The following is a 15,971-nucleotide window of genomic DNA, read 5'->3' as shown; positions in this document are numbered from 1 at the left end:
TTATAGAAAGCTCTCAAAAAAGCCCCCCAGTCTTATTTTGAAGTGCCGCTAGGGCGAGGCAGCGGCTTTTTGGTTGATACAGGGGCGCCAAAGTTGGGCGTGCCATCGGTATTCCAGGTAAAAGGCTGCATGCGCGAGCTGCGCTGTTCGCATTTGCCGGTGGCAGCATCTTTAGCGTGATACACTATCCAATCCTGCTTACCGTCGGGCGACTTGGTGAAGCTGTTGTGACCGGGGCCATACACGCTATTAGCCTCCGACTTTTTGAACACCGGCTGGGGGGCTTTTTTCCAGGAACTGGCTTGCAGCAGATCGGCATTTTGGTCGGCCGTGAGCATGCCGAGCGAGTAGTTGTCGTCCCAGCAGGCGCTGGCTGAGTACACAATAAATAACTGGCCTTTTTTGCCGGGCAAAAACTCCGGTCCTTCCAGAATCTGGCGCCCGCCGCCTTTTTCCCAGTCGTAGGTAGGTGTGGCAATTGTCACTTCCTTGCCGGCTTGCAGGGTCCAGGGGTTCTGCATGGGCGCAATTGCCAGCACGCTTTGCGGCCCCACGTAGGCCGAATACACGAAATAACGTTTCCCTTTATGCTCAAATACGCTGCCGTCGAGGCCTGTGTATTTCGTATTCACCTTGCCCCTGTCAGTCCAGGTTCCGGTGGTAGGGTCGGCACTGGCGTTTTCCAGAACGAATACGTAGCGCGTGTTATCCCCAAAATTTGCCTTGTCGGTGGCTGTGTAATAGAGGTACCATTTACCATCTAGGAAATGTAGCTCTGGCGCCCATATCTCATATGAGTTCGGCCCTGTAGCAGGTGGCGTCCACACCGTTACGGGCTTGGCTTCACGCACTTGACTCAAGTCTTTGGTTTTCCAGAGCACCAAGCGGTTGCCCATAGTATTCGTGTAATAATAGGTATCACCCTGCCGGATAACCCACGGATCGGGGCCATTAGCAAGCAAGGGATTAGTGAAGGTGGCCGCCGTTTGAGCCTCACTCACGAAGGGCATAACGGCGAGCATTGCCAGCAAGAGAAAGCGTTGTTTGATATTCATAGGTAAGGGTAGGTAGAGTAGTAAACGCAAACGTTTGTTTAGTAGCCGCAACAACTACTATATCACGTTGGAGCCGAAAGTTGCCGGAGCGGCGCATGCCGCAGCAAGTCAGCATCGATCCGGTTGAGATAAAAGTTCTTATTCTTACTCATAGGCTGCTAGTGAAGGAAGAAAGGCCGATGATCCTTCCTAGGTAACGACTGCTATTACAGCCAATTTTACTAGTGCAGTAGGAAGTTGCCCAGATAAGTTTGGACGAGCGATGCGGCCAATCTAAGACAGATTATTATATTGTGCAAACGTTTGCGCATAGTTGCGCTTCCGGTTATTCGCTTCCCCGCCCCGACTAGCCACCGTACTTAACCTCTGCTTATGCTACGAAACACGCTACTCCTTCTCCTGCTTTTGGGCACTCTGGGGCCAGTTATGGCTCAAAAAGCCACCTTCAATGGACTCGGGTCTGAATTAGGAAATCTGTACCGGCTCTCCGACGCCCAGACCCGCTCTATCAGCCCCGAAAACTTTAACGGCGCGAAAGGAAAAGGCGGTATGGCTACGGAAGGAACTGGCAAAAACGCTTCCCGCGACTTGGGCCAGGGCTGGAAAGTGAGCCCCAGCGTGATCATCAAAGCTGGTCAGACCATAACGGTGGCCGAAATCAATGGCTCGGGGGCCATTCAGCACATCTGGATGACACCCACCGGACTGTGGCGGTTTGCCATTTTGCGCATGTATTGGGATGAGGAGAAAGAGCCCTCGGTTGAAGTACCGGTGGGCGATTTTTTTGGCCAAGGCTGGGGTCAAGTAGCCATGCTCAACTCCATTCCGGTTGTGGTAAACCCCGGTAGCTCATTCAATTCCTACTGGTTGATGCCCTTCCGTAAGAAGTGTCGCATCACGATGGAGAATATCGATGAGAAGGACATGGTGCTGTATTACCAAATAGACTACACACTCACCGATGTGCCCAACGATGCGGCTTACTTTCACGCCCAGTTTCGGCGCCAGAACCCAACCCAGTACAAAGTACCCTACACCATATTGGACGGCGTAAAAGGCCGCGGGCACTATGTGGGCACTTACATGGCCTGGGGCGTGAACAGCAACGACTGGTGGGGCGAAGGCGAAATCAAGTTCTACATGGATGGCGACAAGGAGTGGCCCACCATTAATGGCACCGGCACCGAAGACTACTTTTTAGGTTCCTACAACTTCGAAAACAAGAAGACCAAGCAGTACCAAGAGTACACCACACCCTACGTGGGTTTGCACCAGGTAATAAGGCCCGACGGGCTGTATCAGGCCAATACGCGTTTTGGAATGTACCGCTGGCACATCCCGGATCCGGTCCGGTTCCAGCAAGATTTGCGCATTACCATTCAGGCGTTGGGCTGGCGCTACAATGGCCGATATCTGCCCCTGCAGGATGATGTGGCGTCAACGGCTTTTTGGTACCAAACGGAGCCGCACGCGCCATTTCCTAAACTACCCAGCAAAGACGATCTAGAAACCAAGTAACGCTCAGTTCAGCATTGCATCTGGCCCAACTCATCCTACATCAACACGTCAATCCGTCATTTTTGCCCCCCACTATGCCTCTTCACTCCTCCCGTCGCGAATTTCTTCAGCGCAGCACGCTCGGTTTGGGCGCGCTGGCGTTCTTGCCTTACTGTACTTCGCGCAGCAACGAAGCCACAGATAGCAACCCCGAAGCGCCCACTGAAGGTAAAGCTGAAAGCGGTGGTACCTACACCAACCCCGTGTACGCGGGGCAGTTTCCCGACCCATTTGTGCTGCGGCACGAGGGCACCTATTACGCCTTTGCCACCACCGGCCAAAGCCAGAAAAAAGACGGGCGCATTTTCTCTATTCTGACTTCCAAAAATCTCTACGATTGGGAGGAAGTAGGCGGCGCGCTCACGCCGCCCGCAGGTTCAGAAGGAGCCGATTTTTGGGCCCCAGAAGTAGTGTTTGTCAACGGCAAGTTCTATATGTACTACTCCAGAGGTGGCGGCGCTATCAACGCCAATGTGGGCCACCGCCTGCACGTAGCTACCAGTGATAAACCAGCCGGGCCTTATGAGGAAGTGGCGCTAATGGACGTACCGGAAAGCAAGTTCACTATTGATGCTCACCCCTTTCAGGACACCGATGGCTCGTGGTACCTTTTCTACGCCCGCGATTTTATCGACTCCAACGACGGCTATTATCCGGGCACCGGCCTCGTAGTAGATCGACTCATCGACATGACCAAGTTGGCCAATGAAAGCCGCACCGTCATGCGGGCTCGCCACCCCTGGACGCTGTTTGAAGCCAACCGCCGCATGCCTATTTATGATAACAAGGTGTTTGCCCAATGGCACACGCTGGAAGGACCATTTATGCGCAAGCACGAAGGCAAATACTACTGTTTCTACAGCGGCGCCAACTTCCTGACCGACCGCTACGGCGTCGATTTTGTGGTTGCTGATTCTATTCTCGGACCCTACTCCGATGCGGGTGCCGAGAAAGGCGCCCGTGTACTGCACTCAGTACCGGGCAAAGTGCGTGGCCCGGGCCACCACTCCCACGCCATGAGCCCCGATGGCAAAACCGAAGTACTCGTGTATCACGCTTGGGACGAAGCCATGAAAGAGCGGCAACTATGCATCGACCTGCTCCTCTGGACACCCGAAGGTCCGCGCTGCCAGGGCCCCACCTACACGCCTCAGCCTCGCTTGACGTAGAGAGTTTCGCCCCCTAGAACGTCATACAGCGCACCGCGAAGCATGACCGCTACTAATTAAATACTTAAGCTGAATTCTTGTTCTACGTACTACTCTTTATGAGACTTATCAAATATCCTCTTCTCCTACTGACTTTGCTTACGCAGCTTTCGGCGCAAGCTACCGTGCGTGTGCCGAAGCTGGTGGGCGACCATATGGTGCTTCAGCGAGATAAGCCCCTGCAACTCTGGGGGTGGGCCGACGCGGGCGAAGCGGTAACAGTTTCGTTTCGAGGAAAAAGCTACCCGGCCAAAACGGGCGGACCGGGAAACAAATGGACGGTGACGCTGCCGGCTCAGCCAACGGGTGGCCCTTACGAGATGAGTATTAAAGGCTCGAATACCATTCAAATTCGCGACATTCTGCTGGGTGATGTGTGGCTGGCTTCCGGGCAGTCGAACATGGAATGGCCGCTGCAACAAAACGTAGTCAACTTTAAGCAGGAAATAGCCCAGGCAAATTTTCCTCGTATTCGCCTGCTCAATGTGCAGGATGCCACGGCGGCTGCCCCACAGGCGGACTTCAAGAGTGAAGGCTGGAAAGTGTGCAGTCCCGAAACGGTGGGGGGCTTTTCGGCCGTGGCATACTTCTTCGGGCGCGATCTACACCAGCAGTACAAGGTACCCATTGGGTTGATTGCGAGCGAATGGGGCGGCACACCCGCCGAAGCCTGGACCAGCGGACAAACTCTGCGCAACTTCCCGGAATTTGCCCCCCAGGTGGCAGCTTTGGAGTCCAGCACGGGTCCGGCGCGCCAACAGGCCGATTATCAGGCCGCCCTAGCCGCGTGGAAGAAAAGCCCCGCCAGTCAGGATAGGGGCCTGATACCTGGGCAGACTTCTTGGACTGATCCGGCTTACACACCTACCAGTTGGCCCACGATGCAACTGCCCGGCCTATGGGAAGACCAGCCGGAGCACCCCGAGCTGCGCGGCTTCGACGGCATTATCTGGCTACGCCGGGAAGTAACGCTGCCTGCCACCGTTGCTGGTCAGCCGCTTACGCTTTCGCTGGCCCAAATCGATGACCGTGACTCAACCTGGTTCAATGGTGTATTGGTGGGCAGCACTAACGGCTACACCCAACCCAGAGGCTACACGGTGCCAGGTACTGCCGTGCGTGCCGGCCGCAACGTCATTGCGGTGCGCGTGGTAGATACGGGCGGAGGTGGGGGCATCTGGGGCAAGCCTGAGGAGCTTTATCTCAAAACGACTACCCAAACTATACCGCTAAATGGCCCCTGGCAATACCAACCTGCCTATGATCCGGCCAGCGTTCCAAAAAATCCCTTCCCCGGCGGCACCCAAAACCAGCCGACAATGCTTTACAATGCCATGATTGCTCCGCTAGTACCCTACGCCCTGAAGGGTGTAATCTGGTATCAGGGCGAGAGCAACGCCGAGCGCGCGTATCAGTACCGCGCGTTGTTTCCGGCCCTTATTCAGGATTGGCGCACCCAGTTCGGACAGAAAGACCTTCCTTTCCTATATGTACAGTTGGCCAGTTTTGGTCCCCAGCAAGATCAACCCGCCGACTATGCCTGGGCTGAGTTGCGGGAAGCTCAACTGATGACGCTTGCTCAGCCTAAAACCGGCATGGCCGTCGCCCTAGACCTCGGCAACCCCAACGATATTCACCCCCTCAACAAGCAAGATGTAGGGCATCGCCTAGCCTTAGAAGCGCGGCGCGTGGCCTACGGCGATAAAGCCGTAGTTTCTTCCGGCCCCGCCTATAAGTCGATGAAGGTGGAGGGTAACCGCGTTCGACTGCAATTCGATAATATGGGCAGCGGCCTCATACTGAAAGACAACAGCGGGCCCTACCTGAAAGGCTTTGCCATTGCCGGCACCGACCGCAAGTTTGTGTGGGCCCAGGGCAAGCTGGAGGGCAATTCGCTCGTACTCTATAGCGATCAAGTAGCCAAGCCGGTTGCCGTGCGCTATGCTTGGGGCAACAGCCCATTTGTCAATCTTTATAATAAAGAAAACCTGCCAGCCTCGTCCTTTCGCACAGATACCTGGCCGGGTGTCACGGAAGGTAAAAAGTAAGATACTTTTTGCGTAGATTACTCAACTTTTTTGCGTCATTTTTTGCATTAAGTGTTGCGTAGCTATTTCTTTATTCTCTAAAAATCTACTTCTGTGGCAAGCAAGCGAGCGTCTATTTCGGATATGGCGAAAGAGCTGAATGTATCCGTTTCCACCATTTCGCGGGCGCTTAGCAATCATTCCAGTATTAGCGAGGCTACGAAGAAAAAAGTGTGGAAGCTGGCGCAAGAGCTTAACTATCAGCCCAACCACTTAGCGGCGGCACTACGCAAAGGCAAGAGCAATTTGCTGGGCGTGATAGTACCCCACATTGACGGTCACTTCTTTTCCTCTGTAATGCATGGCATCGAGACAGTGGCCAGCAAAGCGGGTTTCAACGTGTTGATTTGCCAATCGAACGAGGACGTAACGCACGAGCGCAAAAACATCGAAACGCTTATTAATGCGCAGGTAGAAGGCATCTTGGTGTCGCTGGCCCGCACCACCCGCGACTTCAAGCATTTCGAAAAGGTCCGCAAACGGGAGATTCCACTCGTGTTTTTTGACCGCGTTTTGGAAGGGCAAGATGTGAATGCCGTGGTCATCGACGACCGCGAGGGCGGTTATCTGACCACCAAGCACCTCATCGCGCAAGGCTGTCGGCGCATTGCGCATTTTGCGGGCCCGCAGCACCTGAATATCTACAAAAATCGTCGTCAAGGCTACTTTGATGCCCTGCGGGAACACGATTTGCCCATCAATGAGGAGCTTATTTTTTACTGCGACATGACCCTAGAAGACGGCATTGTGGGCATGAAGCACCTGCTGCAACTGCCGGAAGTGCCCGATGCCGTGTTTTCGGCCAGTGACTTCTCCATTGTAGGAGCGATGCAAGTGCTCAAAGCCCAGCGCCTGCGGGTACCGGAGGATATAGCCTTGGTCGGCTTCAGCAACGAGTCATTTACCTCCCTCACGGAGCCCATGCTCACCTCCGTCGACCAGCGCTGCGAGCAGATGGGGCAGTCGGCGGTGCGCCTGTTTTTGGAGCTAGTGGAGGAAAAAAGCACGAAGTTTTCGCCCCGCCGCATCGTACTTCAGCCTGACCTTATTATTCGGGATTCTTCAATCAAGGACAAAGTCGGCGGAAAGTAAAGGGCTATGTTCTACCGCAAAAAAGCCCCCCAGAAATATTTCTGGGGGGCTTTTTTGCGGTAGAACATAGCCCTTTAAGCCACTTTCGTGAAGACGGCGGAAACCCAATTATTCTTGGTGAGGTGCGATTGAAATACCAATTGATGCTTATTGGCTTCTTCCTCAATCAGCGCTAAATCTTCCTGGTAAAAACCGCTGAACAGAATAGGTGAGCCAGTGGGCAGCAGGGCCGCGTAGGCGTACATGTCTTCCAACAACACGTTGCGGTTGATATTGGCCAGAATCAGGTCAAACGGCGCTTCCCCTTCCAGCACTTCCACGCCCCCCAAGCGGCATTCGATGTTGGTGCAGTGGTTTTCGGCGGCATTATCGGCAGCGTTTTCCACCGTCCAGGGTTCTACATCGACGGCCAGCACTTCGCGGGCGCCGAGCTGAGCCGCCATGATGGCCAGAATGCCCGTGCCGCAACCCATATCCAGCACGCGCTTGCCGGCATGATCGACGCCTAGCTGGTTCTCAATCATCAGGGCGGTGGTTTCGTGGTGGCCGGTGCCGAAAGACATGCGCGGCATGATTACGATGTCGTACTCAATCGGCTCGGGCTTAGGGTGAAACGGCGCCCGCACCGATACTTTATCGGCAATAACAAGGGGCTGAAAATTCTTCTCCCACTCGGCGTTCCAGTTTTGGCGCGTGATGATGCGGTGACTATAGTCGAGCGTGCCGATGCCCGAGTAGCGGGCCATTACCTCAGCTACGGCATCAGGGTTGAAATCGCCCTCGCCGATGTAGGCGCAAAAGCCCTCGTCGTGGTCTTCAAAGGTATCGTAGCCCACTTCGGCCAACTCAGCTACCAGAATATCGGCCAACTCGCGCGGGGCCAGCACGCGCACTTCCACAAAATCCATAAGGGGCACAAAAGAAAAGTCAGAAACGAAAATGCCGCCCTGAGACGGGCGGCAAAGTTCGCAGGAAAAACTCAGCTATAATACATTGGCTTTAAAGCCGTCGTTGCTCGTTGCGTTAAGCGCCGATGCTACGCCATAGCTGGCGGCGCAGGTCGCCATCGTTGCGCCGAACTCGATTGATCAATAGCCAAACAGACGCCATCAGCACGACAACGATGGCCACGCGCACCCACCACCATGGCATAAACCACAATCCAACCATCAGCAGCACAGAAGCTGTGCTCATGAGCTGCGAGGTGTTGTTGCGCATCGCGCTCAGTTCCTTCACCTTCTTCACTGGCTTAGCGTGATAGAAGCTAGCCCACAACCCGACACTTAGTAACGCACCTACGCTCAGCGGCAGCAGCCACAGCAGGTGCCAGATACTGGACGGAAAAAAAATCAGCAACAGCACAGCGGATATAACACAATCGGTCAGCACGACGGGTACAACCAACCGGAAGTAGAGCTTGAGTATGCGCGGCGTCAGGCCAACTCGCTGGATTTCGTTGGCTATGATCGGCATGAGGTAGCCAAAGAGGTTATTGTTGATATAGGTGAAGGTTAGCAGAGGCAAGAACGCCACATAAAATATCCCGTTTGTCCGCATCGTGCCGTCGGCTTTTATCAGCTCCATCATGGTACAGACGCCCATTAGCACGAGTTTAAACAGTAGGCTTACCAGCAGCGGCACCCACACTTTCAACACGTAGGCTTTGCTCTCGGGCGCTAAGCGAGCCAATAGGCGGATGGCACCATCGGGCGCGCCAGCTATTAGATGGCGACCGTTGAAAAAGCCCCCCAGCCACCACAACTGCACGCCCCACAGTACCCACGGCAACAGGGCCATTAGTACTCCTAGCATTGCGTGGTAAGGGGCATTAGGCAGAGCTAGCCACACGCCAGCCACCGCCAGACTGAGCAGATGCAACACTACCACCGGGTGGCGCCAGCGCCCCAACGACAACAGCAAGCGCAGGTTGAAGCTGGCCGCCGTGGCGCTCAGAATCAGCAGCAGACTGAACCCAATTTCCAGGCGCAACCTCTGGGCTATGGCTAGGGCTAACAGCAGTCCGAATAGCAGGGCAACCCTGCGCAGAGAAATGAAATCGAGCAGAAACGCCGTTATCAGATTCAGCCTGTCGGATACGGGAAAATGCTCAGGCAAGGGCCGCTGTACCGCCCGAAAGGAGGGCATAAAATCTACCAATAAGGTAGAGACAAACAGAACGCTATTCAGCCCCAGCAGAAATCCTTGTAAGGTGGCGGGCTTCATCTCGCTGTTGCAAATTGCCCCAAAAAGCCCCCCATACAATAAACCTGCCCCCAGCAGGAGCATATTTACGGCCCGCTCCTCGCCCGCGGCGGGCCAGACTACCGCCCGCAGACGACGCTTTATTAGGTAGGGCAGAAAGTGGCCTAGCGTTGGTTGGTCAGCCATGTCAGATCCTGGGTGGAGGCGGTAGTGGGTTGGAGCAGCTGGAGCAGCGCGTCGTTGAGGTAGGCTTGCTGCCCTTGCAGAAAGTCCGCCATCGTGCCCCAGTATTTCACTTCGCTCTCGTCCAGAATAAGCAAATGGGTGGCGACCTTCTCGATGTGCGTCAGGTTGTGCGACGATACAAACGTGATGGCCTGCGGCCGGTAGCTGTTCAGCAAGTCGAGCATGCGCTCGACGGAAAACACATCGAGGCCATTGAAGGGCTCGTCGAGAATAAGCAGCTCGGGACGATGTAGCAGGCAAGAGGCCACAGCGACCTTCTGCTTCATGCCCGTTGAAAAGGAACTGAGTCGCTTGGTGCGCACGGTCTCGTAGTCTTCCAGCAAGTGCGCTAGCAGGCTTTCGATGCGCGTCATGGCGTCGGGCAGTTCGTAAATGCGCGCCACGAATTGCAGATACTCGATGGGCGTAAGCTCCTCCACTAAGTATCCTTGGTTGATGAGCGCACCCATGCGCCGCTTCACTGACATCGGGAACGTTTCGCCCAGCGCCACGCCATCCAGCAACAACTCGCCGCTGCTAGGCAACAGCCCATTAGTAAGCAGATTGAACAGCGTGCTTTTGCCCGCTCCGTTGCGCCCCAACACCCCGACACAGCAGCCCGTTTGCGCGGCGAAGGAAATATCGTGCAGGACCTTTTTCGGCCCAAATGATTTGGTAATACGGCGTAATTCTAGCTCCATTTATCAAGAAGTATATTCGTAAGTAATCACGGCCTACTCAGGGAAGAATATCGCAGACAAGGTACCATAAAGCGCGTGGCCGACCCCTACTCTAGCGCACAAAAAATGGCGCCCACCCAACATAAATTGGGTGGACGCCAGGCTTACTACGATGGTGCGGTAGTGGGTGCTTACTGCTTGCGGCAGCCGGCGTACGAGCGCACATCGGTATAATGAATGCTGAAGTCAGCCAGGTTGCGGTTGTCGGTTACGAAGAGCGCGTAATCGGCAAAGTCGCGGGCCATGGTGAAGTACCAGAAGCCAGCTTTATCGGCGAAGAGCTTGTTCGATTCCTTGAAGATAAGCACATCGGCAAAGGCTTCTTCGGGCTCCAGATACACCGTGGCAAAGCAGTAGCTGCGGCGCCGTGGATCGGTTTCGAGGTAGATGCTGCCGTAGATGCGGCACGGCTCGATGGACTGAGCCGAACTGGGGGGCAACATGGGCGTCGGAGCCGGCTGGGGGGCAAAATTGCTTCCCCAGCCCAAGGTTAGCCAACCCACGAGCAGCAGAGTAAACGTCATGATTTCTTAGTAAGAATACACCTGCTTGCCAGACAAACTTGTCGCCACGTTTGGTTCGCTGAACTCAGCGGTTAGCACCTAAAAGGACTTGATAATCTCGGTGAAGTCGCGCGACTTGAGCGATGCGCCCCCAATGAGGCCGCCATCGACATCAGGCTGGGCGAATAGCTCACGAGCATTTTGGGCGTTGGCCGAGCCACCGTAGAGAATAGTAGTATCGAGGGCCGCTTTGGCGTCGTAGGCGCGGGCAATCTGCTCGCGGATAAAGGCGTGCACTTCCTGGGCCTGCTGGCTGGTAGCCGTTTTGCCCGTTCCGATGGCCCAAATGGGTTCGTAAGCAATCACAACCTGCTCAAACTCCTCATTGGACAAGTGAAAAAGGCCATTCTGAAGCTGCTTGCCAATAAAGTCGTTGGTCTCGTTCATCTCCCGCGTGTCCAGGCTTTCGCCCACGCAGAAGATGGGCTTGAGGCCGGCGGCCAGCGCGGCTTTCAGCTTCTGGCTCAGCAGTTCATCATCTTCCCGGAAATACTGGCGTCGCTCCGAATGACCCAGAATCACGTATTCGCAGCCTACGGAAGCCAGCATTTTGGCCGATACTTCGCCGGTATACGCACCGCTTTCCTTCTGGTGGCAGTTTTGGGCGCCGAGGTGAAAATTGCTGGCCGGCGGCAATTGCCGGCCAATGGCCGACAGAAAAGGCGCTGGGGGGCAAATCACGATTTCGACGTCGGCGGTAGTCTCATCGGCTACCATGTTCGTGATTTCTGATACCAGAGCCAGACCGTCTTGGTAGGTCATGTTCATTTTCCAGTTGCCGGCAACAAGGTTTTGACGCATAAGCGGGAGAGAGTTGATGGAGAATATGGGTGGAGCCTGCAAGTTAGGCGGAGTATCGGCAATGGCTACCGATGTTGGCGGCTAAGCTCGGCTTCGGGACAGAAAAAAGCCCCCCACCCCCACTAGCACTGCCCCGATAAGCGCCGCCCAACCCAGCTCAGGGTAGTCGGTGCGTTGCGCCACCCAAATGGCTACCAAAGCCCAGGCTAACACCAGCGGATACACCATTTCCTGAAAAGCCCGGCTTATAATAAGCCCTAGTGCCACGACAATAGCCAGCAGCCCAAACGCCAGCAGCACAGATACATTCAGCGCCGACTGTACGCCCATATCGCGCAAACCCAGCGTGATGTTGATCACCGAAGCCACCGAAATCCAGCCCAGGTACAAGGCAAAAGGCACACTTACCCAGGCCGATGCCTCGCCAGCCAACACCTGCCGCCGTGCCCGGCCATACACGATGATTAGCGCAAGCAGAATCACAAGCATGGTAAGCACACTAAGCTCAATCAGTTCGTAGGCAAACAGCGCCACCCAGGCCGCCGTAGCCACGCTAGCCACGGTGAGCGGCACGGCTATGGTATCGGGCAGGGCGTTGTGGCGCTGAGCAGGTAGCAGCTGCCACACCGCGTAAATGGTTAGAGCCAGAAAAATTGCCCCCCAAATGCTGAATGCGTAGCCCGCAGGCGTGATCAGGGTAGGATACTGAGCCGAGACCGCACCCATAGTTTGCCCATTGAAGGGATAGGCTTGGCTGTAATAGTTCAGGCCGATATTACCCAGAATACTCAGAGCCGCCAGCCAGCGCCAAACGCGTGCAGCCGTAACGGGCACCCCCGAATCGAAAGTAGCAGTAGTTGTCATGAATAGCAGTTGAGGTTGTGTGGTTGTGTAATCCTACGAATGCACTACTGTAGGTGTTGGGTACGCAGATGATTGGCACTTTGCTAATTACAGAAAGCTTGGGCTTTTTGCCTAATCACTAGTATTGGGCAGATGATATATAACAGCAAGATGAATTGATGTTCTAGCAGCTTTCTTTCGGTTGGTTATAACGGCTAGCAGCCTGAAAGAGTAGAATAGGCTGATTATAGACTTGCAGCGCAGAGCTTTGCGGGCAATATATATCCGCTGACTGCCGAAACTTTAGTAGCTTGACTTAACCTGACCTGATTTTACATCTCATCAAATGAGCCCTTTGAAAACCAAACGATTCTTACTTGCCTACCTGACCCTAGCAGCGCTGGCTTTCGGCCAGCCCCAGCAAGCGGCGGCTAGCACGGCCGATGAGTGGCAAAACCTTTTCGATGGCAAGACCCTAAAGGGCTGGAAGCGCCTGGCGGGCACGGCCGACTACAAAGTGGAAAACGGTGCTATTGTGGGCACGACCGTGATGAACTCGGGCAACACGTTTTTGGTCACGGAGAAAGAGTACGGCGACTTTCAGCTGGAGCTTGATCTGATGATTGAAAGCACGGTGAGCAACTCCGGCGTGCAAACCCGCAGCCACTTCAACACGCCGGGCTTCGAGAATAAAGTCTATGGTCGACAAGTAGAGGTCGATCCGTCGGCGCGGAGCTGGTCGGGGGGCATTTATGACGAGGCGCGCCGGCAGTGGCTTTATCCGCTGGATTTGCACCCCCAGGCCAAGCCGCTTTTCAAGGTGGGCCAGTACAACCACATCAAAGTGGAGTGCATCGGCAACGAGATGAAAACCTGGATCAACGATAAGCCCGTGGCTTACGTGGTGGACCCCGTTGATCCGAAGGGCTTCATTGGGCTGCAAGTGCACGGCATTACTACCAAGGAGCAGGAAGGCAAAAAGGTCTACTTCAAAAACATCAAAATCAAGACGACCAACCTGAAGCCCAGCGCTTTCCCCGCCGACATTTACGTCGTCAACTTCGTACCTAACTACCTGACGGATTACGAAAAGCAGCACGGCTGGAAGCTACTCTTTGATGGCAAGAACCCGTCGAGCTGGCGCAGCGCCAAGGCTGCGACGTTCCCGGCCCAAGGCTGGAAAACCACCGATGGCACCCTCACCGTGCTATCTTCTGAAGGCAAAGAGGCAGCCAACGGCGGCGACATCGTTACCAAAGAGCAGTACAAAGCCTTCGACTTATCCTTTGAGTTTAAACTGTCGCCAGGAGCCAATAGCGGCGTGAAATACTTCGTGACCCTCGACGAAAAGACCCAAGGTTCTGCCATCGGCTTAGAGTACCAAGTGCTCGACGATGCGCTGCACCCCGACGCCAAGCTCGGCCGCGATGGCAACCGCACCCTGGCCTCACTCTATGACTTGAAGAAAGCCGACAAAAACCCCCGCTTTATTCACCCCATCGGGGAGTGGAATGTGGGCCGCGTAATCGTGTATCCGGATAACCGGGTGGAGCATTATCTGAATGGGGCGAAAGTGCTGGAATACGTGCGCGGTTCCCAGGAATTCCGGGATTTAGTGGCTCAGAGCAAGTACAAGGTGTGGCCAAATTTCGGCGAGGCGGCGGCTGGTCACATTCTCTTGCAGGACCACGGCAATCTGGTCTCCTTCCGCAGTATCAAGATCAAAGAGCTGAAGTAGTTACCACTGCTCCCACCCTAACCAAGAAGATTCCCATGTCTACCGAACGTCGTCAGTTTATCAAGCAAACGGCCTTAGCCAGCGCTGGGGTGCTTTTTTCGCAAGTTAGCTGGTCGGCCAGCAGCTATAAGCGCATCATTGGGGCGAATGACCGAGTGCGCGTGGGCGTGGTGGGTTTTTCCGATCGACATAAGCAGTCGCACATGCCCTGCTTTATGAACCATTACAAGGAGCTAAACTTCGATGTGGTGGCCGTGTCGGACATTTGGAAGCAGCGGCGGGAAGAAGGCGCGACCGCCTGGAAAGAAAAGCTGGGCCACGACGTAGCAGCCTACCGCAACAACGAGGAGATGTACAGCAAGAAGGCCGTGGACGCCGTGTTTATCGGCACCGCCGATTTTCAGCACGCGCTGCACGCCATTGAGGCCGTAAAAGCCGGCTGCGATGCCTACGTGGAAAAGCCCTTCGCCGAAACCATGGCCGACAATCGGGCCGCGCTAAAAGCCATTAAAGCCTCCGACCGCATTATCCAGATTGGCTCCCAGCGCCGTAGCGGCAGTAATTACCACGCGGCCGAAGCCTTTATTAAGTCGGGCAAGTTTGGGCCGATTACGATGGTGGAGCTTACCTGGAATGTGAACCAGCCCGGCCGCTGGCGCCGCCCGGCGTTAGTAGCTCAGCTCAAAGAATCTGACGTGGATTGGAAGCGGTTCCTGATGAACCGACCCGCCGAAGCTTTCGACCCACGCAAATACTTGGAATACCGTCTGTTCTGGCCTTATTCTTCGGGCTTGCCCGGCCAATGGATGAGCCACCAGATTGATACTGTGCATTGGTTTACCGGCCTGCCCCACCCGCGCAGCGTGGTAGCCAACGGCGGCATTTATATGTGGAAAGACGGTCGCCGCAACTGGGATACCATGACGGCCGTGTTTGACTATGGCCCGCTCAATGACCCGTCTACCGGCTTCCAAGTAACATTTGGCTCCCGTATGCACAACGGCGACGAGCGCCCCGCCGAGATTTATTATTCCAATGGCGGCGAGCTCAACCTGATTACCAACCAAGTGTCGCCCCGCGGCGGCCTGACCAAGAAGTTTGCTGAAGCCATGCAGCTCCAGGCCAATCTGCTGCCGGAAATGAGCTTAGCCGCGGCCGAAGCGGTGGTAGCATCGGCCAATACCGGGGGCGATACGCTGACCTCCAACCACGTCCGCAACTGGATGGAGAGCGTGCGCAGCCGCAAAGCGCCGCACGCGCCCGTGGAGGCCGGTTACAGCCATTCCATTGCCAACATCATGACCACAGCCGCCGCGCACACGGGCATGAAGGCCACGTTTGATGAAAAAACGCAGGAGGTGATGGTGGGGGGCAAAGTATTCACGCTGTAGCCCTCATCTGATGAAAAACGCCTTTTTTCTGGCTTTCCTACTTGCCCTATTTGCCCCCCAGCGGGTCGTGGCCCAAGCAAATAAAACGGATGGTCCGCGTTTCAATCACGCAGCGCTCTGCGTGCGCGACTTGCAGAAAAGCGTGACTTTTTACCGCGACGCTCTCCAGCTAGCCGAAATTGCGAACCCCTTCAATGACGGCGCGCACGCTTGGTTTAGTATTGGGCCAGCGCTTCAGCTCCACATTATTCAGCGGGGCTGCGCGCCCGTCACAGCTAAGGATATGCATCTGTGCTTTAGCGTGAGTTCGCTCAGCAACTTTATCGCGCAGCTAGAAAAGCAAAAAGTGGCGTACACCAACCTAAAGGGCGACGGTAAAACACCGACTACCAGAATAGATGGCGTAAAGCAAATTTACCTGCAGGACCCCGACGGCTATTGGATCGAAATCAACGACGCCAAATAAGGT

The 15,971-nt window shown here is 55.1% G+C and carries 14 protein-coding genes; 7 read left to right on the top strand and 7 right to left on the bottom strand.

All coding sequences use genetic code 11. The annotated features are described in order from the left end of the window. Window positions 1-32 precede the first annotated feature (32 nt). Window positions 33-1,055 carry a family 43 glycosylhydrolase gene (locus G7064_RS14285; RefSeq protein ID WP_166074116.1) on the bottom strand — a complete coding sequence of 341 codons (1,023 nt, stop codon included), beginning with the start codon at window positions 1,053-1,055 and terminating at the stop codon, window positions 33-35. Between the two features lie 372 nt (window positions 1,056-1,427). Between G7064_RS14285 and G7064_RS14280 the strand changes: the two genes are divergently transcribed. From G7064_RS14280 to G7064_RS14265, 4 genes are all read left to right on the top strand, one after another. Next, a complete protein-coding gene (locus G7064_RS14280; RefSeq protein ID WP_166074115.1) occupies window positions 1,428-2,573 on the top strand; it encodes a glycoside hydrolase family 172 protein in 1,146 nt (381 codons plus the stop codon). A 74-nt stretch (window positions 2,574-2,647) separates the two neighbouring features. Then, window positions 2,648-3,781, top strand: a complete 1,134-nt coding sequence (locus G7064_RS14275; protein ID WP_166074114.1) for a glycoside hydrolase family 43 protein — start codon at window positions 2,648-2,650, stop codon at window positions 3,779-3,781. A 134-nt stretch (window positions 3,782-3,915) separates the two neighbouring features. Beyond that, window positions 3,916-5,868: a sialate O-acetylesterase gene (locus G7064_RS14270; protein WP_240935505.1), complete on the top strand. Its 1,953-nt coding sequence runs from the start codon at window positions 3,916-3,918 to the stop codon at window positions 5,866-5,868. A gap of 93 nt (window positions 5,869-5,961) precedes the next feature. Beyond that, on the top strand, window positions 5,962-6,999 hold the full coding sequence (locus G7064_RS14265; RefSeq protein WP_133274157.1) for a LacI family DNA-binding transcriptional regulator: 1,038 nt from the start codon (window positions 5,962-5,964) through the stop codon (window positions 6,997-6,999). A gap of 74 nt (window positions 7,000-7,073) precedes the next feature. Here the strand turns inward: G7064_RS14265 and prmA are convergent, their stop codons facing one another. From prmA to G7064_RS14235, 6 genes are all read right to left on the bottom strand, one after another. After that, window positions 7,074-7,907 (bottom strand): 50S ribosomal protein L11 methyltransferase, encoded by an 834-nt coding sequence (gene prmA, locus G7064_RS14260; protein WP_166074112.1) that lies wholly within the window; start codon window positions 7,905-7,907, stop codon window positions 7,074-7,076. 115 nt (window positions 7,908-8,022) lie between these two features. Then, window positions 8,023-9,387 (bottom strand): hypothetical protein, encoded by a 1,365-nt coding sequence (locus G7064_RS14255; protein ID WP_166074110.1) that lies wholly within the window; start codon window positions 9,385-9,387, stop codon window positions 8,023-8,025. After that, complete coding sequence (locus tag G7064_RS14250) at window positions 9,366-10,127, bottom strand: ABC transporter ATP-binding protein (protein ID WP_166074109.1); 762 nt, start codon at window positions 10,125-10,127, stop codon at window positions 9,366-9,368. The genes G7064_RS14255 and G7064_RS14250 overlap by 22 nt, the downstream gene beginning before the upstream one ends. Before the next feature lie 170 nt (window positions 10,128-10,297). Next, window positions 10,298-10,690 (bottom strand): DUF6150 family protein, encoded by a 393-nt coding sequence (locus tag G7064_RS14245; protein ID WP_240935504.1) that lies wholly within the window; start codon window positions 10,688-10,690, stop codon window positions 10,298-10,300. Between the two features lie 78 nt (window positions 10,691-10,768). Then, window positions 10,769-11,530, bottom strand: a complete 762-nt coding sequence (gene tpiA, locus G7064_RS14240; protein ID WP_133274161.1) for a triose-phosphate isomerase — start codon at window positions 11,528-11,530, stop codon at window positions 10,769-10,771. 81 nt (window positions 11,531-11,611) lie between these two features. Continuing rightward, window positions 11,612-12,394: a hypothetical protein gene (locus tag G7064_RS14235; protein ID WP_166074108.1), complete on the bottom strand. Its 783-nt coding sequence runs from the start codon at window positions 12,392-12,394 to the stop codon at window positions 11,612-11,614. A gap of 325 nt (window positions 12,395-12,719) precedes the next feature. On the opposite strand from G7064_RS14235, the gene G7064_RS14230 reads away from it, so the two are divergent. The 3 genes from G7064_RS14230 to G7064_RS14220 are packed head-to-tail and all read left to right on the top strand — an operon-like array spanning window position 12,720 to window position 15,968. Continuing rightward, the gene (locus G7064_RS14230) at window positions 12,720-14,111 is read left to right on the top strand and encodes a DUF1080 domain-containing protein (protein ID WP_166074107.1); all 1,392 of its coding nucleotides are present in this window, start codon (window positions 12,720-12,722) and stop codon (window positions 14,109-14,111) included. Window positions 14,112-14,146: 35 nt separating this feature from the next. Next, entirely contained in the window at window positions 14,147-15,502 is a 1,356-nt protein-coding gene (locus tag G7064_RS14225) for a Gfo/Idh/MocA family protein (RefSeq protein WP_166074106.1), read from the top strand. 10 nt (window positions 15,503-15,512) lie between these two features. Continuing rightward, window positions 15,513-15,968 (top strand): VOC family protein, encoded by a 456-nt coding sequence (locus G7064_RS14220; RefSeq protein WP_166074105.1) that lies wholly within the window; start codon window positions 15,513-15,515, stop codon window positions 15,966-15,968. Window positions 15,969-15,971 lie beyond the last annotated feature (3 nt).

The sequence above is a fragment of the Hymenobacter sp. HDW8 genome (assembly GCF_011305775.1).
GTDB classification, from domain to species: Bacteria; Bacteroidota; Bacteroidia; order Cytophagales; family Hymenobacteraceae; genus Hymenobacter; species Hymenobacter radiodurans.
The sequence above is the reverse complement of the archived record's forward strand: the minus strand, read 5'-3'. Positions and strand labels throughout refer to the sequence as shown.

Excerpts from the sequence above, each read along its gene's own strand:
- G7064_RS14275 (WP_166074114.1), top strand. The coding sequence starts at position 2,648 with ATGCCTCTTCACTCCTCCCGTCGCGAATTTCTTCAGCGCAGCACGCTC.
- tpiA (WP_133274161.1), bottom strand. The coding sequence starts at position 11,530 with ATGCGTCAAAACCTTGTTGCCGGCAACTGGAAAATGAACATGACCTAC.
- G7064_RS14235 (WP_166074108.1), bottom strand. The coding sequence starts at position 12,394 with ATGACAACTACTGCTACTTTCGATTCGGGGGTGCCCGTTACGGCTGCA.
- G7064_RS14250 (WP_166074109.1), bottom strand. The coding sequence starts at position 10,127 with ATGGAGCTAGAATTACGCCGTATTACCAAATCATTTGGGCCGAAAAAG.
- G7064_RS14280 (WP_166074115.1), top strand. The coding sequence starts at position 1,428 with ATGCTACGAAACACGCTACTCCTTCTCCTGCTTTTGGGCACTCTGGGG.
- G7064_RS14285 (WP_166074116.1), bottom strand. The coding sequence starts at position 1,055 with ATGAATATCAAACAACGCTTTCTCTTGCTGGCAATGCTCGCCGTTATG.
- G7064_RS14230 (WP_166074107.1), top strand. The coding sequence starts at position 12,720 with ATGAGCCCTTTGAAAACCAAACGATTCTTACTTGCCTACCTGACCCTA.
- G7064_RS14245 (WP_240935504.1), bottom strand. The coding sequence starts at position 10,690 with ATGACGTTTACTCTGCTGCTCGTGGGTTGGCTAACCTTGGGCTGGGGA.
- prmA (WP_166074112.1), bottom strand. The coding sequence starts at position 7,907 with ATGGATTTTGTGGAAGTGCGCGTGCTGGCCCCGCGCGAGTTGGCCGAT.
- G7064_RS14255 (WP_166074110.1), bottom strand. The coding sequence starts at position 9,387 with ATGGCTGACCAACCAACGCTAGGCCACTTTCTGCCCTACCTAATAAAG.
- G7064_RS14225 (WP_166074106.1), top strand. The coding sequence starts at position 14,147 with ATGTCTACCGAACGTCGTCAGTTTATCAAGCAAACGGCCTTAGCCAGC.
- G7064_RS14220 (WP_166074105.1), top strand. The coding sequence starts at position 15,513 with ATGAAAAACGCCTTTTTTCTGGCTTTCCTACTTGCCCTATTTGCCCCC.